This window comes from Stenotrophomonas sp. PUT21 (genome assembly GCF_052232875.1).
Classification (GTDB): domain Bacteria; phylum Pseudomonadota; class Gammaproteobacteria; order Xanthomonadales; family Xanthomonadaceae; genus Stenotrophomonas; species Stenotrophomonas maltophilia_N.
In genome coordinates this window covers 1,815,329-1,834,425 of the sequence record NZ_CP197645.1, presented here as the reverse complement: position 1 = coordinate 1,834,425, position 19,097 = coordinate 1,815,329, and the positions used below count along the sequence as shown (strand labels likewise).

At 66.7% G+C, this 19,097-nt stretch carries 16 protein-coding genes; 10 read left to right on the top strand and 6 right to left on the bottom strand.

What is annotated here, in order from left to right; translation table 11 throughout:
* Positions 1–68 precede the first annotated feature (68 nt).
* Positions 69–479 carry a response regulator gene (locus ACTT2I_RS08550; protein ID WP_421099954.1) on the bottom strand — a complete coding sequence of 137 codons (411 nt, stop codon included), beginning with the start codon at positions 477–479 and terminating at the stop codon, positions 69–71.
* Positions 480–639: 160 nt separating this feature from the next.
* Between ACTT2I_RS08550 and ACTT2I_RS08545 the strand changes: the two genes are divergently transcribed.
* Positions 640–996, top strand: coding sequence for a YkgJ family cysteine cluster protein (locus ACTT2I_RS08545; protein WP_088434299.1), 357 nt, complete (start codon positions 640–642; stop codon positions 994–996).
* Between the two features lie 31 nt (positions 997–1,027).
* Here the strand turns inward: ACTT2I_RS08545 and ACTT2I_RS08540 are convergent, their stop codons facing one another.
* The 4 genes from ACTT2I_RS08540 to ACTT2I_RS08525 are packed head-to-tail and all read right to left on the bottom strand — an operon-like array spanning position 1,028 to position 5,682.
* Positions 1,028–2,140, bottom strand: coding sequence for an ABC transporter permease (locus ACTT2I_RS08540; RefSeq protein ID WP_421099955.1), 1,113 nt, complete (start codon positions 2,138–2,140; stop codon positions 1,028–1,030).
* Entirely contained in the window at positions 2,137–3,324 is a 1,188-nt protein-coding gene (locus ACTT2I_RS08535) for an ABC transporter permease (protein ID WP_421099956.1), read from the bottom strand. The genes ACTT2I_RS08540 and ACTT2I_RS08535 overlap by 4 nt, the downstream gene beginning before the upstream one ends.
* Entirely contained in the window at positions 3,321–4,337 is a 1,017-nt protein-coding gene (locus ACTT2I_RS08530; RefSeq protein ID WP_293979585.1) for an HlyD family secretion protein, read from the bottom strand. Before ACTT2I_RS08530 ends, ACTT2I_RS08535 begins: the two co-directional genes overlap by 4 nt.
* A complete protein-coding gene (locus ACTT2I_RS08525; protein WP_421099999.1) occupies positions 4,330–5,682 on the bottom strand; it encodes a TolC family protein in 1,353 nt (450 codons plus the stop codon). Before ACTT2I_RS08525 ends, ACTT2I_RS08530 begins: the two co-directional genes overlap by 8 nt.
* Positions 5,683–5,884: 202 nt before the next feature.
* On the opposite strand from ACTT2I_RS08525, the gene ACTT2I_RS08520 reads away from it, so the two are divergent.
* From ACTT2I_RS08520 to ACTT2I_RS08480, 9 genes are all read left to right on the top strand, one after another.
* On the top strand, positions 5,885–7,042 hold the full coding sequence (locus ACTT2I_RS08520) for an alpha/beta fold hydrolase (RefSeq protein ID WP_421099957.1): 1,158 nt from the start codon (positions 5,885–5,887) through the stop codon (positions 7,040–7,042).
* Entirely contained in the window at positions 7,039–8,661 is a 1,623-nt protein-coding gene (locus tag ACTT2I_RS08515) for an N-acyl-D-amino-acid deacylase family protein (RefSeq protein WP_421099958.1), read from the top strand. Before ACTT2I_RS08520 ends, ACTT2I_RS08515 begins: the two co-directional genes overlap by 4 nt.
* Before the next feature lie 37 nt (positions 8,662–8,698).
* Positions 8,699–10,141, top strand: a complete 1,443-nt coding sequence (locus tag ACTT2I_RS08510) for a serine hydrolase domain-containing protein (protein WP_421099959.1) — start codon at positions 8,699–8,701, stop codon at positions 10,139–10,141.
* Between the two features lie 184 nt (positions 10,142–10,325).
* On the top strand, positions 10,326–11,324 hold the full coding sequence (locus ACTT2I_RS08505; protein ID WP_421099960.1) for a dipeptide epimerase: 999 nt from the start codon (positions 10,326–10,328) through the stop codon (positions 11,322–11,324).
* Between the two features lie 247 nt (positions 11,325–11,571).
* Complete coding sequence (locus ACTT2I_RS08500) at positions 11,572–13,803, top strand: TonB-dependent receptor (protein ID WP_421588915.1); 2,232 nt, start codon at positions 11,572–11,574, stop codon at positions 13,801–13,803.
* A gap of 112 nt (positions 13,804–13,915) precedes the next feature.
* The gene (locus ACTT2I_RS08495) at positions 13,916–14,851 is read left to right on the top strand and encodes a hypothetical protein (RefSeq protein WP_421099962.1); all 936 of its coding nucleotides are present in this window, start codon (positions 13,916–13,918) and stop codon (positions 14,849–14,851) included.
* Between the two features lie 85 nt (positions 14,852–14,936).
* Positions 14,937–15,476: a demethoxyubiquinone hydroxylase family protein gene (locus ACTT2I_RS08490; RefSeq protein WP_421099963.1), complete on the top strand. Its 540-nt coding sequence runs from the start codon at positions 14,937–14,939 to the stop codon at positions 15,474–15,476.
* Between the two features lie 76 nt (positions 15,477–15,552).
* Complete coding sequence (locus tag ACTT2I_RS08485) at positions 15,553–16,458, top strand: LysR substrate-binding domain-containing protein (protein WP_421099964.1); 906 nt, start codon at positions 15,553–15,555, stop codon at positions 16,456–16,458.
* A gap of 101 nt (positions 16,459–16,559) precedes the next feature.
* Positions 16,560–17,741, top strand: a complete 1,182-nt coding sequence (locus ACTT2I_RS08480) for an MFS transporter (RefSeq protein ID WP_421099965.1) — start codon at positions 16,560–16,562, stop codon at positions 17,739–17,741.
* Between the two features lie 17 nt (positions 17,742–17,758).
* Here ACTT2I_RS08480 and ACTT2I_RS08475 read toward each other — a convergent pair whose 3' ends face one another.
* Complete coding sequence (locus tag ACTT2I_RS08475) at positions 17,759–18,952, bottom strand: dipeptidase (RefSeq protein ID WP_421099966.1); 1,194 nt, start codon at positions 18,950–18,952, stop codon at positions 17,759–17,761.
* Between the last annotated feature and the right edge of the window lie 145 nt (positions 18,953–19,097).

Genomic DNA, 19,097 nt, shown 5'->3' with positions numbered 1-19,097 from the left:
CCGCAAGCGCAGCGGGGTGGGGGGGCGGCGGTCGCGCTCATTGCGCAGCGGCCGACCCGTCGCCCCGCTCAGTGGATGGATGCCTGTACTCGACCCGATGACGGGTCCTGCGTGGTCAGCGCTTCCGCCACCCGTTGCTGCAACAGCCTGATATCGAAGGGCTTGGTCACGAACGGCACCTGTTGATGCTCACGCGGCACCACCTGGTAGTAGACCGCGGAGGCGAACAGGAAGGGCGTGCCCAGCGCGGCCAATCGGTCCGCAACGGGAAACACCGGTCCATCCCGGAGTTCCACGTCGAGGATGGCCGCATCGAAGCGCTGGCCGGTGAGGGCGCTCAGCGCATCCGTCACGGAATCGGCGGTGACCACCGTATGTCCTGCGTCCTGCAGTACTTCGATGAACAGCCGGGAAAGCTCAACCTCGTCTTCGACAACCAGTACGGTGCGACCAGTAGATACAGCAGTAGAACGGTTCATGGGAATGCAGGAAAAGGGGGTGCGGGCATCGTGTGCCTGTGGGTGTCAACGACAAGGGAAGGGGCCTTGCCTGTCCGTTGACACCGCTGCCGGGGCTCTGCCGCCCCTGGGGCCAAGAGCGTAAAATAGCCTGCCGCTGCCCCCGCCGAGGCCCTTCGCAATGCCCTATACGAACCGCGACGCGATACAGCGGCTGCGCGAGCAGATCCCGACGTTTCGTTGCATCGTAGGGTGCACGGATTGTTGCGGCCCCGTCACCGCATCAAGCGAAGAGGTGGCGCGCCTGCCGGTCAAAAGCGATGCCGAGCACGCTGCGGCACTGGCGGACCTGAGCTGCCCCTACCTGGGGAAGCAAGGCTGCGAGGTCTACGAAGAACGGCCCTTGATCTGCCGCATGTTTGGAACGACGCCCAGTCTTCGCTGTCCCAACGGCCAGCGGCCGGTCTACATGCTGGACGAGGCCGTGGAAGCCGAGATCCACCAGTTTCTGCGCAGCACCCGTCAGGTCCTGCTCTGACGGGTGCGGTGGCTGCGCACGATGCCTCGCCTCAGCTCGACCTGCGGGGGCCCAGACGCCAGATGGCGAGGCTGCCGTACAGCACCAGCAGCGCCACCAGCGTCCACAGTTCGTGGCTGACCTCGCTGAGGCTGGCATCCATCTGGTTCAAGCGCACCATCAGGTTGATGCCGGGCGTGGTGGGCAGCAGATGTGCCAGTGCGACCAGCGCGGCCGGTGAGGTCACCGCCGGCCAGGACAGGTTGGCGAGGAAGAACAAGGGGATGGAGCAGGCGATGACGACCTGGAATGCCCGTTCGCGGGTAGCGAAGTAGCTGCCGACGAACAGCCCGAACGCCACCGTGGCCGCGATGAACAGGGTGCCGCCCAACAGCTGCCCGAGCGGATTGCCGCCGCGCGGATAGTCCTGCACCCACGCGGTGAACCCGGCGTAGTAAAGCAGGCCGAGCAGGCCGATCGCACCGAAGCCGACCGCCATCCCGGCCAGCGTCGGCAGGTCGAAACGCAGCCGCCGGCCCAGCGCCAGCCGCCGCGCGCCAAGCAGCACACCGATGCCCATGAGCAGGGTCTGGTGCACGATCAGTTCGGCCACGCCGGGCACGATGGCGCTGCCGTAGCCTTCCTGCGTGTTGAACAGTGGTCGCTGCACCAGCGTGATCGGCGGTGCCTGCGGCGCGCCCATGAAGGCGGCCTGGGACACCGCTGCTTCGCGGGCGAACGCGGTCAGTGCATCGGCCACGCCGCCAAGCACCCAGCTGGCGCGGCCCAGGTAGGCGCCGTTGCCCATCAGCACCAGATAGCCATTGCCACCGCGCAGGATGTCGCGTTCGAGGTTGGCGGGAATCAACAGGATGCCCTCGGCCCGGCCGGCCTCCATCTCATCGCGGGCCTGGTCGATGCTCGCCGGCTGATCGACGATGCGGACCGTGCGCAGGGCATCCACGCGCCGCAGCAGTTCGCGGCTGGTCGCGCTCTGGTCGTGGTCGACCACCACGATGGGCAGGTTGCTCGCCACCTGGTGGCGGTAGGCGGCCGGGTAGAAGAACGAGTAGAGCACCACCGCGCCAACCATCAACACCACCGCATAGCGGTCGGTGAGGACCGTGCGCAGGGTCAGGCGCAGGCTGCTGCCGAAGCGGCTCATGCGCCGGCCCCGGAGGATACGACGGGCGCGCCCGGATCGGCAGCCCGCGCGGCAGCGATCAAGCGCCAACCGCCGATGCCGCCGGCCACGAGCACCATCAGCACCAAGGTACCCAGCGGCCACAGGGAAACACTCCACGGCGCGCCCACGAACTGCTGCTGGGTCTGCAGTTTGACGTAGGCGGTCAGCGGCAGCAGCGCGTTCCAGATGCGGGTGAACAATGGCGCATCCACCACCGGGAACGTCGCCCCGGAAAATGCCAAGGCGGTCCCGATGCTCAGGCCGATCGCGGAGAGCGAGCTGCCCATGTCGCGGGTGAGCCCGACAAACAGCAGTGCCACCGCTGCGCAGGCCAGATAGAACAGTGGCTGGCCCAGCATCAGCAGCAGCGCACTGCCGGCGATGCCGTCGCCACGGACCAGGGCAAGGTAGAGCACGCCTAGGGCGCCGTAGACCGAAAACAGCACGACATAGGGCGCGATCTTGCCGGCGATGGCCGACCACGGCGCGTCGCCGAGCCAATCGTGCAGGTGGCCGTCGCGCACTTCGCGCCCCAGGCTGGCCGCGACCGCCAAGGCCAACCCCAGCGACAGGACCGCCGGGAACAGCAATGGCAGCAGGAACAGCTCATAGCTGCGTGCCGGATTGTGCAGGATGTCCGACTGCACCGCGATCGGCGGCGCGCGCAGCTTGGCCGGACCCACCTGCTTGGCGATGCGCTCGCCCAGCAGCCGTGCACTCCACGCGCCGACGGCTTCGACGATGTCGCGCACGGCGGACTGGCCGGTGGTGAGATAGGTGGCGTTGTAGTACGCGAACACCGTGCCCTGTTCGCCACGCAGGGTGTTGCGGGTCGCATCGCGCGGCACCAGCACCACGGCGAACACGTCCAGCCGCCGCAGTTGGGACTGCGCATCGGCCAGACTGATCGGCTGGCTGGCGACGCGCACCCCGGGGCTGCCATCAAGCATCCGGGTCAGTTGCCGGCTCTCGGCACTGCGGTCCAGGTCGACCACGGCGATGGGGATATCACGCATCACCGAGGCCGCGAACAACCAGGCCATCACACCCAGCATCAGCGCCGGCAGCAGGGTGACCAGCAGCAGATCGGCCCGGTCCTGCCGCAGGTGGCGCAGTTCGCGTTGGAGCGAGGCCTTCATGCCTGCCCACACCGAGCGGTTCATCCCTGCGGCCACGCGAACAGCACGCTCATCCCCGGTCGGAAACCTTCGATACGGGCGACCGGGCGCAGCCGGATCTCGAAGCTGCGCACGTCATAGCCGGATGACTGGCGGGTGGCGCGCCAGGTGGCGTAATCGCCCGCCGGATTGATGAAATACACCTCGAATTCCGCATCGCGGGCCAGCGCGGGAACACTGCCGCGCAGCCGGCTGCCCACCTTCAGGCCGCGCATCTGCGACTCGCGCAGATTCACCGAGACCCACATGTGGTCGATGTCGACCAAGGTAAAGACCGGGTAGCCGGCCGGCACCAGTTCACCGATATCGGACATGCGCTTGTTGATCTCGCCGGCCACGGGGGCGCGGCCGTTGACCTCATCGCGGGCAGCATTGACCTCGGCCACCGCGCCTTGTGCCTGGCGGACCTGGCCCTGCGCCGCGCGCTTGTCCTGGTCGCGGGCGCCGGCCAGCGCCTGGTCGTACTGGGCACGCGCGGCATTGGAGAGCTCGCGCGAACTGCGCGCCTGGGCCAGTGCTTCATCACGCTTCTGCCGGGTCATCACGCCTTCGTTGAACAGGTTCTGCACGCGCTGATACGTCGCATCGGCCAGGGTCGCACCCGCCTCGGCGCGTTTCCAGTTGGCCTGGGCGGCACGGATGTCCTCGCTGCGCGCGCCTTCGTCGGCCTTGTCGGCCACCGCACGGGCCGCTTCCAATGCACCGTGCGCCTGTTCTTCCTTGGCGGCCACTTCCGGGCTGTCCAGCACGAACAGCACCTGGCCGGCCTTGACCCGGTCGCCCTCGCGGACCTTCAGTTCGGCCAGCCGGGCCGTGATCTTGGCGGCCACGTTGATCGTGTCGGCGTCGGCCATGCCCTGCAGCTGCTCGGCCGGGGTGCGCCAGGCCAGCCACAGGCCGACCACCACCACGACCACCAGGGCCAGACCAATGAGGAGGCCCGCCTTGCGCTTCTTCGGCGGCGGCGCGTCGCCCGCGGCCTGCAATGTGTCATTCATGCGCGATCACCTCGTCGCCCCGGCGGCGGAATTCTTCATATCGGTCCATCTGTCCACTGATCTCCAACAGCTGTGCCAGCGCCACGTCGTATTGATAGGCGGCCTGTGCGCGTTCGACCTGCGCGCCGCCGAGCCCCAGCCGTGCATCGATCACGTCCAACGAGGTCGCCTGGCCTTCGCGGAACGCCAGTTCCTGCAGCCGCAGGTTTTCACGGTTCTGTTCGATGCTGCTGTCCAGCAGCAGGAACTGCTGGCGCGCAGTATCCAGTTCGTACCAGGCTTTGCGGACACCCAGCGTCACCTGGTTCTCCGCTTCGCGCAGCCCGGCTTCGGCCTGCTCCTGCTGCGCGCGGGCGGCACTGATCTGCGCCGGGCGCGAATTGGGAGAAAGGAAGGTGTACTTGAGGCCGATACCGAAGGCCCAGTCGGGATCGGTCAGCATTTCGTCGCGCCGGCGGAAATCGTACTGGCCGAACAGGAAGATGGTGGGCTTGAGCTTGGCCTGCTGCACGCGCACGCCTTGTTCGGCCTGCGCCACCAGGGCGCGCAGGCGGGCGATCTGCGGCTGCCGGGCCTGGGCCTCGCGTTCAAACGTGGGCAGCGCGCCAATCGGCGCGCGATGCACGAACAGCGGCGACACCGGGCGGACCTCGCCGCCGCTGCGGAGCAGGGTGGCCAGCGCTGCCTTCAAGGTCTGCAGATCGTTGAGCGACTTCTGGTAATCGCGCTCGGCCTTGTCGCGGGCCACGTTGGCCTGCAGGCGCTGGGCGCGGGTGGCAAAGCCCTCGCGCTCCAGTTTCAACGCATCGTCAAGGTGGCGCTGCAGGCCATCGCGCACATCACGGCGCACATCCACCGCCTGCTCGGCGAGGCGCTGACCGAAATAGGCCTGGGCCAGCTGCACGCTCAGCGATTGGCGCTGCGACTCGCGCTCCGCGCTGGCCTGATCGGTAGCGCCGGCCGCCGCCTGCTGCGCCGCCGGGATCAGGCCGCCGGTATACAGCGGCAGCACCGCGGTCACCACCGGGCGGGTACGCCAGTCGCGTTCGGTGAACTCCAGCGGGGAGTCGATACCGAAGGCCTCGGCGACCGGGGCGAGCGAACCCAGGGGAAGCGTCAGCGTCTTCTGGAACTGCAGGCGGCGCACTTCACCGGTGATCTCCGGCAGCCGCAGCAAGCGGGTGGCGTCCTGAAGGTCCTGTTTGTTGCGCACCGACGCGTCCGCCGCTGCCAGGGCATCGGAGACCTGCTCCAGCCGCTGCTGCGACTGCTGCCAGTCCAATGCAGGGATCGCAGCGCCCTCAGACACGGTCTGGGCGAGGGCAAGGCCGCTACACAGCAGCAGGGGCAGACTGGAAAGTCCTTTTAACGCGCGCGTTGGCGGCCAATGCCGGCTCACGAGGGGGCAGCTCCATGGGGTGTGACGGCAAGAGGGTAGTGTGCGTCGCGTGAAGTGCGGGTCTTCACAACGGTGACCGGGGCAACCCGGACCGTGGCGCACTGCACATTGACAATTCTCCTATCAGGACGTTTATATCCCATTCGGGATGCTTGGCCGCCGCACGGGTCAGCCCTCCCTTGGACGCTTTGCGTGCCGGCCCCTCGGGTCGGCCCGCACTTCAGTACGCCATTCAAGAGAGCACGACATGACAGCAGTGAAGGGTTGGCGGCGGTTTTGGCGATGGGTGAAGTGGATCCTGCTGGGTCTGCTGGCGCTCGTGATTCTCCTCACCCTCATCGGCGTGGTCTACGAGGCGCTGGCGCGACGCAGCGCTGCAACCGATCATCCACTGCGCGGCCAGATGGTCGATGTGGGCGGGCGCCAGATGCATATCGAGTGTCGCGGCAGCGGCTCGCCCACCGTGATCTTCGAATCCGGCCTCGGCACCGGCGGCACGATGGATTGGACGCGTGTACACGACCGGATCGCAGGCTTCACCCGCGCCTGTGCCTACGATCGCGCCGGCATCATGCGCAGCGATGCCAAGGGCACCCCGCAGCGTGCGTCAGCGGTGGCCGATGACCTGCACGCCTTGTTGAAGGGTGCTGGCATCACCGATCCGCTGGTGCTGGTCGGCCATTCGATCGGCGGGCCTTACACCCGGACCTATGTGGGGCGCTACGGCGATCAGGTCGCCGGGCTGGTGATGGTCGACCCCTCGCACCCGGATCAGATCGCGCGGCTTGGCAGCGTGGTGAGCATCAATGTCCATCCGAAGAAGGTGTCGCTGCTGATGCATACCGCGACGACACTGTCGCGGACCGGCCTGGTGCGCTTCCTGTTCTCGCGCGCCAATCATGGCCCGCGCCCCGAGGATGAGGCGGCGGAGATCACGGCCTTCTCCAGTGCCTCGGTCAAGGGCGCGACCGCCGAACTCGATGGTTTCGACAGCACCATGGACGATGCCCGTGCGGTCACGTCGTTTGGCGACCGCCCTGTGATCGTGCTGACCGCGCTGAAGCCGTTCAAGCCCGACGAGCTGAAGAAGATGGGCCTGACGGCGGAGGAGGGTGCCCGGTTCAAGCAGGAGTGGCGCACCCTGCATGCCGAGCAGGCTGCCATGTCGAGCCGCGGGCAGCAACAGATCGTGAGCGACTCCGGCCATTACATTCAGATCGATCAGCCTGATCGGGTGGTCGCTGCAGTCCGTGAAGTCGTGGATGACGTGCGCGCAGACGCGGGCACCGACAAGGAGATGAAATGATGAAGCGCACTCTGCTCTGGGCCGGTGTGTCGATGCTGTTTGCCGCCCACGTGGCCGCGGCTGACCATGACCTGGTGATCCGTGGCGGCCGCGTGCTCGACGGCGCGGGCAACCCGTGGGTCCGCGCCGATGTGGCGGTCAAGGATGGTCGCGTGGTCCAGGTGGGCCAGGTTCCGGGGCAGGGCACCCGCGAGATCGACGCGACGGGGCGTTATGTCTCGCCCGGCTTCATCGACATGATGGATCAGTCCGGCGCGGCGCTGCTCAAGGACGGCGCTGCCGAGAACAAGTTGCGGATGGGCGTGACCACGCTGATCGGCGGCGAGGGCGGACCGCCGGTGCCCGCGGCGGGCATGCCGGCATACTTCAAGCAGCTGGAAACGCAGGGTATCGCGGTCAACTTCGGCACCTACTACTCCTCCACCCAGGCCCGCGTGCATGTCATGGGCGATGCCGCCGGTGCGCCGACCCGCAAGCAGCTGGATGCCATGGGCGAGCAGGTCAAGATCGCGATGGAGGCCGGCGCGTTCGGTATCTCCAGCGCGTTGATCTATGCGCCCAGCAGCTTCCAGAGCACCTCGGATCTGATCTCATTGGCCAAGGTGGCCGCGCAATGCGACGGCTTCTATGCGACGCATATGCGTGACGAGAGCGAGGGCGTGGTCAAGGCCATCGAAGAGGCCATCGAGATTGGTGAAAAGGGCGGGGTCAAGGTGGAGATCTTCCACCTGAAAGCGGCCTATGCCCCGGAGTGGGGCAAGCTGATGCCGCAGGCGTTGGCGACGATCAATGCGGCACGCGATCGCGGTGTCGATGTCGCCGCCGATCTGTATCCCTATACGGCCGGTGGCACCGGCCTGGAGATCATCGCGCCGAGCTGGGTCTGGGCCGACGGGCTCGAGAAAGGTATCGAGCGCGTACGCGACCCGAAGGTGCGCGAGCGCATGAAGAAGGAGGTCGCCGCCGGCTCGATGCCGGGCTGGTCGAACCTGGTGCATGCTTCGGGCGGATTCCAGAACGTGCGCCTGGCCAACAGCTTCAGCGACAAATACCGGCGCTTCCACGGCAAGACGCTGGCCGAGATCGGCGCCGAACTGAATCTGGACCCGGCCGACGCGGCCTGGGATATCGCGCTGGAGGGGCTGCCCAATCGCGCGGTCGCGCTGTATTTCATGATCAGCGAACAGGATGTGCAGCTCGCGCTGCGCCAGCCCTGGGTCAGCATCGGCAGCGATGCCGCGGCCGCGGTGAACTACGGTAGCGATGGCGCGATCGGTCTGCCGCACCCGCGTGCCTATGGCACGTTCCCGCGCATCATCGCCGAGTATGTGAAGCGCAATCACGTGCTGACGCTGGAGGATGCGGTCCGCAAGATGACCAGCTGGCCCGCACAGCGGATGGGGTTGAGCGATCGCGGGCTGATCCGCGAGGGGATGCGGGCCGATATCGTGCTGTTCGACCTGGATGCCCTGGACGACGTGGCGAGCTGGGACACCCCTGCCGGCGCACCGACCGGTATCGAGACCGTGATCGTCAACGGCGTGGTCAGCTTCGAGGGCGGCAAGCCTACCGGCGCCCGGGCGGGCTCGGCGCTGCGCCACGCCTGCCGCACGCGCTGAGCCACGTGCGCACCCCACCCATTCCAGGACACACCTCATGATTCGACACACCTCCGGCTGGAGCCTTCTGGCCCTGGCGCTCGCCGCCTCCGCGCCGGCCCTGGCCGCCGCACCGCCGATCACCAGCGCGGACGATCTGGGTACCGCGGTCTCGGCGCAGATTGCATGTGCTGGCATTTTCGTGGCCAACCGCACCGAAGCCGACGTGCTGCGCGATGACATTCACGCGCTGGCGCCGTTCACCAGAACGGTCGTGCTGTCGGTGGACCGCAAGGCCGGCACGGTCACCGCGTCCGCGCCCGGCACGCCGACCCGCACCGCGTTGTATCGCCCGGCGGTCGGCTGCACCTTGACCACCGGCGATGTCCCGCTGAAGGCCCTCAACGCGCAGGCGGCGCGGCTCAAGCCCCTGGCTCCCTTGTCGGCGCGCCCCTGGCCCCAGGGCGACGCACCCGTGCCTGCGCTGCAGGCGGTGGCTGAAGCGAAGCTCGACCGCGCCGCACTCGATGCAGCGGTGGGCGCTGCCTTCGATGAGCAGAACGTGGGCGGCTACCCCGACACGCGGGCGATCGTGGTGGTGCAGGGCGGGGCGATCGTCGCCGAACGCTATGCGCCCGGCTTCAACCAGAGCACGCGCATGCTGGGCTGGTCGGCGACCAAGAGCATCATGGGTACGCTGGTCGGCCTGTTGGTCGATGACGGTGTGCTCAAGCTGGATGAGCCGGCACCGGTGCCCGAGTGGAAGGGCGCCGGCGACCCGCGCGGCGCGATCACGCTGCGCCAGTTGCTGACGATGTCCAGCGGACTGGCGTTCGTGGAGAGTTACAAGCCCGGCAATGACTCGATCAAGATGTTGTTCGAGGCTGGCGACATGGGTGCGCTTGCGGCCGCCTTGCCGCTGGAGCATGCCCCGGGGACGTACTGGAGCTACTCGTCCGGTACGACCAACATCCTGTCACGGATCGTCTTCGAGGCCACCGGTGGCACGCTGGAAGGCATGACCCGGTTTGCCCAGACGCGGCTGTTCTCGCCCGCCGGGATGCGCAGTGCGTTGATCGAGCCGGATGAATCCGGCGTGCTGGTCGGCAGCTCCTATGGGTACGCGACGGCGCGCGATTGGGCGCGGTACGGGCTGCTGCATCTCAACCACGGGGAGGCGGGCGGCAAGCGGCTGCTGTCGCAGCAATGGCTCGACTTCGCAGTGACACCGACCCCGGCCTCGCCGCGGCCCTCGTACGGCGCGCAGCTGTGGTTGAACCGGGCTGAAGCCGGTGGAGAAGGGCGCAAGGTCCTGCAGGATGTCGCGCCCGATGCCTTCATGGCGATGGGCCACAACCATCAGATCGTGGCGGTGATCCCCTCGCAGGATGCGGTGATCGTGCGTCTGGGCTGGACGCCCGAGGGCCAGAAGTTCGACTGGAACAAGTACCTCTCGCAGATTGCGACCGCGCTAGCGCCAGCCGCTACGCCATCGAAGTAACCCGCAGCGCCGCGCGAGGGGCGGGCGCCGAACCTGGCGCCCGTTGACATTTCTCTTCGCGGAGAACTAATGTCTCAATGTGAGAATTACTCATCCTGAGGCAGGAAAACCAGATGTGCTTGATCAAGCTGTTGGCAACGCCCCCGATGATGTATGACCGTGCCGCAAACGGGGCGCACCTTTGATGGCGCGCCTGAAGCTCGGGATCGCCGTCGACGCACTGCGCCTGGCGGCACCCTTCCGCATTTCCAGCCATGTGTTCGACAGCCGCTTGGCGGTCCTCGTCACCCTGGATGACGGCACGCATGTCGGGCGCGGCGAGGCGACCGGGGTCTACTACCTGGGCGAAGACGTCGAGAGCATGCGCATCCAGCTGGAAGCGGCGCGCGATGCGATCGAGGCACATCCCACCCGCGAGGAACTGCGTACGATCCTGCCGGCGGGCGGCGCGCGCAACGCGGTCGATGCCGCCCTGTGGGAACTGCAATCCAGGCAGGCGCGAACGCCCGTGTGGGCGCTTGCCGGGCTCGAGGCACCGCGGCCACTGCCGACAACCTTCACGGTCGGCGCCGATGAGCCGGCCGCAATGGCGGCGGCGGCGGTCGCCTATCGTCAGGCGCGCTCGATCAAGGTCAAATTGACGGGGGATCTCGACCTGGACATCGCCCGCGTCGCGGCCATCCGCGCAGTACGGCCGGATGTGTGGCTGGGCGTGGACGCGAACCAGGGGTATCAGATCGGTGATCTGGACCGGCTGGCCACCGCCATGGTGGACGCCGGTGTCGCGCTGATCGAACAGCCGCTGGCCCGCGGGCGCGAGGCCGATCTCGATGGATTCGTCTCGCCCATTCCGCTCGCCGCGGACGAAAGCGCGCTCACCCTGGCCGACGTTGAAGGCCTGAGGGGGCGCTTCAACGTCTTCAACATCAAGCTCGACAAGTGCGGCGGCCTCACCGAGGCGCTGCTGATCGCGGCAGCCGCGCGCGAAGCGGATCTGGGTGTGATGGTCGGCTGCATGGTCTGCAGCAGCCTGGGCGCTGCGCCGGGCTTCGTGGTCGGACAACGGTGCGATCTCGTCGACCTGGATGGGCCCACCTTCCTGAAGCAGGACCGCACGCCTGGCGTCGTCTATCGCGACGGCACGATCTGGTGCGACGAGGCGGTCTGGGGCGCTGGACGCTGAGGCGCGGGGGTGCCCCTGGCGCACGAAGTCATGTCAATGCTGCGACGCAGGATTGACAGTTCTCTGAACAGGACTATTGTGTCCTACATGGGCTTGTAAGTAGCCATTCATCCCAGGAGCGTCATTGCCAGGCCGGCCCCCACCCCAGAACGCCGGGGTGCCCTGACTGCCGCATTCCGTGCCCATTGCCGTGGGCTCCCAGCTTCGCTACCGAGGTCTCATCACCATGAGTCACTGTTCGCTCCGAATGAACGCGTTGTCGCTGGCCTGCGCTGCAGGCATCCTCGCCCTGGGCTGCAGCGCCACGGCACTGGCACAGGTCGCCGCCGAGAATCCCGAGCGCGACGACGTGCACACGCTGGGCACGGTCACCGCCACCGCACAGAAGCGCGTGGAAGTGGTGACCGATATCCCGATGTCGATCAGCGTCATCAGCGAAGAGCAGCTCGATCGCCTGCAGGTCAACAACATGAACGACCTGGCCGGCCTGGTGCCTGGCCTGCAGATCACCAGCCTGGGTGCGCCGGGCCGCTCGACGATCTCGATCCGCGGCATCACGCCGATGGGCAATACCGCCTCGACCTCGATCTATGTGGATGATGTGCCGCTCACCGCGAATGGCTCGTTGTCCGGTGCCACCTCGGGCATGTTCGACCTGCTGCCCTACGATGTGCAGAACGTGGAAGTGCTGCGCGGCCCGCAGGGCACGCTGTACGGTGCCAGCGCGCTGGGCGGCGTCGTCAAGTACGTCACCAAGCGACCGGATCTGGAGTACTTCTCGGGCCGCGCCGGCGCCACGATGCGCGTCGTCGACGATGGTGGCCGGGTCGGCCATTCCGAGCGCGCCGCGGTCAACGTGCCGCTGGTGAAGGGGCAGCTGGCCCTGCGCGCCAGCTATGCCGAGCAGACCAGCCCGGGCTGGATCGACAACAGCGTCCTGCATCGCCGCGACACCAACGATGTGTACCAGAACGCCGGCCGCCTCTCGCTGCTGTGGAAAGCCTCGGACACGGTGGACGTGCTGCTTACCGCAATGCGCCAGGAAAACAAGGGCGACAATTTCGCGACCGTGGCACTGGACCCGGCCACGTTCAAACCGAAACTGCCGGGCTATTCGAACGAGTATCTGTTCCTGCAGCCGAGCACGATCAAGTACGACGTGTACGGCCTGACAGTGGATTGGGACGTGGGCTGGGCCGACTTCACCTCGGCCAGCAGCTGGATGAAATCCAACTCCTGGCGCCTGCAGGACCAGTCGGTCGAATACATTCCGCTGCTTGGGCAGAAGCCCGGCGTGGGTCCAGTGATGGCGTACGCCGGACTGGACACGGACATCGAACTGAAGAAGTGGACCCAGGAATTCCGCCTGACCTCCAAGGGCGACAGCCGGCTGCAGTGGCAGCTCGGCGCGTTCTATACCGATGAGGATGCCGCCTATATCGAGCGGGGTAGTGCACTGAGCCCGGCCTTCAATCCGGTGCTCGACCTGTTCACCGCCTCGGTGCTGACCACCTATAAAGAAAAGGCGCTGTTCGGCAACGCCACCTGGAAATTCACCGACCGCTTCGATCTGGCCCTGGGCGTGCGCCATGCCCGCAATGACCAGGAGTTCCGCCAGACCCTCGGCGGCCCGCTGGGCGGTGACGGGGTGCAGCGGATCACCGACTCCTCGGAGAGCGTGACCACTTGGAGCGCCAGCCCGCGCTTGTTCCTCGGCGAAGACACCATGGCCTACGTGCGGGTGGCCACCGGCTACCGCGCCGGCAGCCCGAACCCCATCCTGCCGGCCGCGCCGGAGGTGCCATCGCAGGTCAAGTCGGACACTCTGATCAACTACGAAGCCGGCCTGAAGAGCCACTTCTGGGATCGTCGTGCCTTGGTGGAAGTGGCCGCCTTCCGGATCGACTGGGATGACATCCGCCTGAATCTGCTCACGGCCCAGGGCATCTCCTATGGCGTCAATGGTGGCGAAGCACGCAGCCAGGGCGTTGAATTCACCGGCGCTCTGATGCCCGTCGACGGGCTGCGCCTGAGCGGCAGCCTGACCTACACCGATGCCAAGCTGACCGCGCCGATTCCGCCGGCGCGCCCGGGCGGCCCCAATCAGGCCGAATCCGGTGCCCAGCTGCCGCAGGTGCCCGAGTGGGCCGGCAGCCTGCAGGCCGATTACCAGTTCCCGACGAGCGGTGAGTGGGGCTGGAGCGTCGGCGGCGCGCTGCGTTACTACGGCGAGCGTGCCGCATCGGTGGCATCGACACAGTCGTTCGATCTGCCCAGCTACACCACGGTGGATCTGACCGCCGAAGTCAGCAGCCAGAACACGACCGTGCGCTTCTTCGTCACCAACCTCACCAACAAGGACATCTACGTGGCGGCCGGCAGGACGATTCCTGCAGCCGGTGCGCAGCAGTACCGCCGCTGGAACGCGGTGATGATGCAGCCGCGCACGGTGGGTGTGTCGCTGGATTACAGCTTCTGATCGAGCGGGGCAGGGCGGTGCGGCACCCTCGGGTGCCGTACTGGCCGATACGTGGCGCTGGAGCGGCTATGCTTGCAGGGGTCAGTTTCCCCCACCCGCAGGCCGCAGCACGATGAATACCAGAAGCTATTCCGTCCTGCTTGGCGCGGCGCTGCTGGTGTGCGCAGTGTTGCTTGCCGGTGGCTGTGCACGGACGAAGCGGGACACCGTGTTTTCATCGGGCACGCTGAAGGTCGTGGCCGTTACGGAAAGCCGGCTGGACATCAACGTCAGCAAGTACCAGCACTACACGACGTACGAGATTTACGTGGATGGCAGCAGGCTGTCAGACAAGGACTTCTCGGCGCTCTTGCAGGATCCTGACGCCGTTGACGATCAGTTCGTGCATACCGACGCGGTGGTGCTGGACGAAGGCGCGGTACTGATGGCATCGCACAACCGCGACAGCTCACGGTGCTGGACAACGCGGCTTTTCGCGAGCGGCGGCAGGCCCATGCTGGAAAACGTCATGCAGGGGAGCGTCGATTGCGGCATCCGTCCGGCACCGCCGGGCTGGCGCGCACTCTACGGCGACCGCAGCGATCTCCTTCTGGTCCGTGAACACCCGTTCCAGGTGCATCCCATTGCGGGGTATTGGTACGTCCTGTGGATCGACGGCGACGTCGCCGCGCTCTACCAGAAGGATCGCGACCATGAGCGATTCGTCGTCAGGTTGGCTCGGATTTCCTCCGACACCACGCTTGCCGAACAGGCACTGCCGATGCACACCTACGCGGAGCCTGACCTTCTGTATGCCTCCCCTGAGCTGCGACGGCAATGGCTGTTCGACAGCTTTACGGTGTCCATGAGGGATACCCCCTCGATCCAGCTGCGGCCTGATCATCAACTGGACACGATCACGCCGGAGGTATGGGCCGAGTACCGGGAGAACGACCGGCAGAACAAGGAACTCGATGCCCAGGCACGGGCCGCGGGTGACGCCTGGCGCCAGGCCCAGCGCCGCGAGGTGATGGACAAAGATGCGACGGAGCGGGACATCAAGGAGTAAGCCTTCACCGGCGTACCCCGCGGCTTGTTGGCAGGCGCCAGCGCGCTTAAGATCAGGCCACAACAGCGCGGCACTCAGGACTCACATGGACGTCGTCGTGCAACCGGTCGCCCCCGATCTTGGGGATCGCATCCTCAAGGTCAACCATGCTGGCGAGCATGGCGCCATTTGCATCTATAGCGGGCAGATTCTCCTGGCCCGTCTGACCGCGCCAGACATGTTGAATGAGCTGCGCGAGTTTCGTTCCCACGAGCGACGGCATCGGGCCATTTTCGGTGCTGAGCTGGCGCAGCGCGGGCGCGCTCGTTGCAGGAGCTACTGGCTCTGCGGTATCGGCGGCTTCGTCCTGGGTGCCATGACAGGGCTGCTGGGACGCGGGGCCATTGCGGCGACGACGACCGCCGTTGAGAGCGTGGTGCTCCGCCACCTTGAGCATCAACTCTCCGTGCTGGAGGGTCGTGACCCGGCCGCGGTGACGGCAATCTCGTCGATCATCGCTGACGAGCAGCAGCACCATGACCAGTCGCTCCAGCAGGCCCCGGCCGGCGCGTTCTGGCCCAGGATTCTCAGCCCGATCGTCTCCAGCGCGACCGAAGCGGTCATCTGGTTGGGGATGCGGCTGTGATGCCGCCTGCCGAAAATGGAGCGATTTGGTATGTTGAGCCGGCTCAATCCCGGCATTCAAGAGGTCTGGTGTTTCAGTGATCGAGACCCGCCTGCTTCAACAGTTCATCGCCGTGGCCGAGGAACTGCATTTCAATCGCGCCGCCGAGCGGCTGCACATGGCGCAGCCGCCCCTGAGCCAGGCGATCCGCAAACTCGAGAGCGCCGTGGGTGCGCCGCTGTTCGAACGGACCCACCGCAGCGTGGCGTTGACGCCGGCGGGGGACGCGTTCCTTGAGACGGCGCGCCGTACCGTGCAGTCGCTGGAGGCGGGTGTCGCGCAGACGCGGCGGGTGGCCCAGGGCATCGAGGGCCATCTGACCCTGACCTTCATCAACATCGCCCCGTATGCCGCGTTGCTGCAGACGCTGCGCCACTTTCGAGCGCTCAACCCGGGCATAGCCTTCACGATGCTGGAGGCCTCCACCCAGGAGCAGGTCAACGCGCTGGAACAGGGCAGGGCGGATATCGGCTTCATGCGCACGCCGGGCACCACGACGCCGCACCTGCGCATGGAACGGCTGTTGAGCGAACCGATCTGCGTGGCGCTGCCGGCCGGTCATCGGCTGGCGGCGAAGGCGAGCATCGAGCTGGCATTGCTCAGGGACGAAGCGTTCGTCGCCTCGCCCCGGACACTCGGCAAAGGATTTCATGACCAGCTGATCAGCCTGTGCCAGGCCGCCGGGTTCGTGCCCGACATCGTGCAGCACGGGCGGCAGATGCAGACCTTGATCGCACTGGTGGCGGCCGGGTTCGGTGTCGCGCTGCTGCCCGCTTCGCTGGCAATGGAAGCGCGCGAGGACGTGGTATTCCGGCCGCTCCAGGTGGAGGCGCCAGAGGATGCGTCACGGCTGGATCTGTTGATGGCGTGGAACGAAACCCGGCCGTCAGCGATCCGCGACCGCTTGCTGCAGGCAGTCCTGCAGACGCGTTCTCCGCCCTGAGGTGATGAGACGCGCGGCGTCTTGCTGCGGTATGAAACCCGTCCTTCACCCGTGCATGACCAGGCACTAGGCTTCTGCGGCCCTGCTGTGAAGGACCTGCCATGCCCGCTGCCATCTACGTGTTCTCGCTGTGCGCCTTTGCGTTCGGTCTGTCCGAGTTCGTCGTCGCCGGCGTATTGACCGCCATTGCCGACGACCTTGGCGCGCAGATTTCTCTCGTCGGGACGGCCATCGCCGCCTATGCCTTGGGCGCTGCCATCGGTGCACCGTTCATCACCGCACTGGTCGCCCATTGGCGTGACCGGCAGATCCTGCTGCTGGCCACTGCGTTGCTGGCGTTGGGCAGCCTATTGATGAGCGCCTCGCCCAACCTGGTCACCCTGCTGGTCATTCGGTTTGTGGTCGGCCTCGGCCACGGTGTGTTCATGGCGGTGGCCTCGGACGCGGCGACCCGGCTGGTGGACCCGCAGCGGTCCGGTCGGGCGTTGTCGGTGGTGTGGATCGGGTTGACGCTCGCGCTGGCCTTCGGCGTTCCGATCGGGACCTGGCTGGGCAGCGCGTGGTCGTGGCGCGTGGTCTTCATGGCGATCGGCGTGCTCAGTGTGGCCGGCATGCTCGGGCTGGCACTGTGCATGCCGAGCGGCCATGCCGGCTCCACCCAATCCCGGGGCGGTGCGTGGAAGGGCGTGAAGGCCATCACCCACCCGCAGCTGCTGACGACGGCCGGCATCGGCGCGCTGGTCAGTGTCGCCACGTTCTCGTTCTTCACCTTCGTCTCGCCCTATCTGCAGCAGATCACCGCTGTGGACGTGCAGTGGCTGAGCCTGGGGATGCTGCTGTTCGGCACCTGCGCGATCGCAGGCAATCTGCTCGGGGGATGGCTGGGCGATGCGATGGACGGGGATCGCAGCCTCCGGCTGGCGTTGATCGCGCTGGCGTTGAACCTGATCGGGCTCTACGGCTTCGCACGTAACCCCGCCTTGATGATGCTGCTGATCGGCACGCTGGGCATCTGCTTCTTCTCGATCGTGACACTGCTGACCCTGCGTCTGCTCAGGCAGGCCCAACGGCTCATTCCCGCTTACAGCTCTGTGGCCGCGGGGTTGAACATTGCCTCGTTCAACCTTGGCACCGCGCTGGGCGGTGCCTTGGGAAGCCTCACGATCAGCTATGCGACGCTGGCTTCGGTACCGCTGACAGGCGCCGTGGCCGCAGTGCTGGCGGCGGTCGTGTTGTATCTGCAGACGCGAGGGATGCGCGCGCCGGCAGCCTCAACCGGCTGAGCAGCGACTGACCGCCCTCATCCACATACCTCCGTGAACAGCCGGGCGTAGTTGCTCCCCAGGATCTTTTCGATGCGTGCGTCACTGTGCCCGCGCTGCGACAGAAGCAGTGCCAGACGGTCGAAGCGATCGGGCTGGTTGAGGTCGGGCAGGAAGGTGACCACATCGCCGCTTTCGCCAGGCGCGGAGATGCCGAGTCTGATGCGCTCCTCGACGACACTGCGCAGCCGCTCGCGGTACTCCGGGGTCAGGTCGATCGAGGAGATCATGCCATCGGTGCCCAGGCAGACGTGCTCCTCGCCACAGACGTTGACGGCGTGTTCGATGTGACGGATCAGGTCCTCTGCCGTCGGCTGTCCCTGCTGGCGCAGGAAGGGCATCAGGTAGATGCCCGCGACACCGCCCCGCGCGGCGAGCAGGCGCAGTTCCTCGTCGCTCTTGTTGCGCGGGTTGGCGGCGAGCGCGGCACACCCGGTATGACTGATCGTGAGCGGGTGACTGGACGCTGCGATCGCGTCCAGCGTGGTGCGCTGGCCAGCATGCGAGAGGTCGATCAACCCTCGGCCGGCATTGATCTTCTCGACCAGCTCGCGGCCGAATCGGCTCAGCCCCGCATTGGCCGGCTCAAGGCAGCCGTCACCGACCAGATTGCGGCGATTGTAGGTCAGCTGATAGACGCGCACGCCCAGCCCATGGAAAGTATCGAAACGTTCAATGTCCTCGCCGAAGGGCGTCGAATCCTGGAAGCCGTAGATCACTCCAAGGCGCTCGCTGCGCTTGGCTTCGACAAGGTCCGCGCCGGTACGCACGAGGCTCAGGGCGTCCCCGTGCAGCGCCAGCTGCCCGTTCCAGTAGCCGATGTTGCGCATCGTCAACGCATGGTCGTTGAGGTAGCTGCCCACGCCGCTGACCGTGATGGTGCAGGCCGTCAGGCCGGAGGCACGCGCGTCGGCCAGGGACCGTGCATTCAGCGGCGCATAGTCGGTGGTTTCCCGCGGATCGAGTGGCCCGCCACTGAGCGCATCGATCACGGTGGCGCGGCGGTAGCCCGGCCACTGCGGCGGGACCGGCCCTGACGGCGCGGCGGCGCCGACGTATCCCGGCAGCAGCATCGCACCGGCGGCACCCAGCGAGCAGGCGGCAAGAAAGCGCCGCCGGGACGGCTCGGAGTCGGAAACATCGTTCTTCATCGCGTCAACCTTGAGGCTCATCGGGTCTGTCCTTGCTTGCGTGGCTGGATGCCGAGTGACCGCTCGATGGCGGCTGGATCGAAGACTCGGGCACCCTTGAACACCCTGTCAACCTGGGCGGCCACACGGCAGCGACATCCGCCCCGGTATAGTGACCCTGACTTCA

What these genes read in the sequence shown, in the direction of transcription:
- ACTT2I_RS08475 (WP_421099966.1), bottom strand. Translation starts at nt 18,952, where the DNA reads ATGAGCCTCAAGGTTGACGCGATGAAGAACGATGTTTCCGACTCCGAG.
- ACTT2I_RS08545 (WP_088434299.1), top strand. Translation starts at nt 640, where the DNA reads ATGCCCTATACGAACCGCGACGCGATACAGCGGCTGCGCGAGCAGATC.
- ACTT2I_RS08540 (WP_421099955.1), bottom strand. Translation starts at nt 2,140, where the DNA reads ATGAGCCGCTTCGGCAGCAGCCTGCGCCTGACCCTGCGCACGGTCCTC.
- ACTT2I_RS08535 (WP_421099956.1), bottom strand. Translation starts at nt 3,324, where the DNA reads ATGAACCGCTCGGTGTGGGCAGGCATGAAGGCCTCGCTCCAACGCGAA.
- ACTT2I_RS08530 (WP_293979585.1), bottom strand. Translation starts at nt 4,337, where the DNA reads ATGAATGACACATTGCAGGCCGCGGGCGACGCGCCGCCGCCGAAGAAG.
- ACTT2I_RS08500 (WP_421588915.1), top strand. Translation starts at nt 11,572, where the DNA reads ATGAACGCGTTGTCGCTGGCCTGCGCTGCAGGCATCCTCGCCCTGGGC.
- ACTT2I_RS08490 (WP_421099963.1), top strand. Translation starts at nt 14,937, where the DNA reads ATGGACGTCGTCGTGCAACCGGTCGCCCCCGATCTTGGGGATCGCATC.
- ACTT2I_RS08520 (WP_421099957.1), top strand. Translation starts at nt 5,885, where the DNA reads ATGCTTGGCCGCCGCACGGGTCAGCCCTCCCTTGGACGCTTTGCGTGC.
- ACTT2I_RS08510 (WP_421099959.1), top strand. Translation starts at nt 8,699, where the DNA reads ATGATTCGACACACCTCCGGCTGGAGCCTTCTGGCCCTGGCGCTCGCC.
- ACTT2I_RS08515 (WP_421099958.1), top strand. Translation starts at nt 7,039, where the DNA reads ATGATGAAGCGCACTCTGCTCTGGGCCGGTGTGTCGATGCTGTTTGCC.
- ACTT2I_RS08495 (WP_421099962.1), top strand. Translation starts at nt 13,916, where the DNA reads ATGAATACCAGAAGCTATTCCGTCCTGCTTGGCGCGGCGCTGCTGGTG.
- ACTT2I_RS08480 (WP_421099965.1), top strand. Translation starts at nt 16,560, where the DNA reads ATGCCCGCTGCCATCTACGTGTTCTCGCTGTGCGCCTTTGCGTTCGGT.
- ACTT2I_RS08505 (WP_421099960.1), top strand. Translation starts at nt 10,326, where the DNA reads ATGGCGCGCCTGAAGCTCGGGATCGCCGTCGACGCACTGCGCCTGGCG.
- ACTT2I_RS08550 (WP_421099954.1), bottom strand. Translation starts at nt 479, where the DNA reads ATGAACCGTTCTACTGCTGTATCTACTGGTCGCACCGTACTGGTTGTC.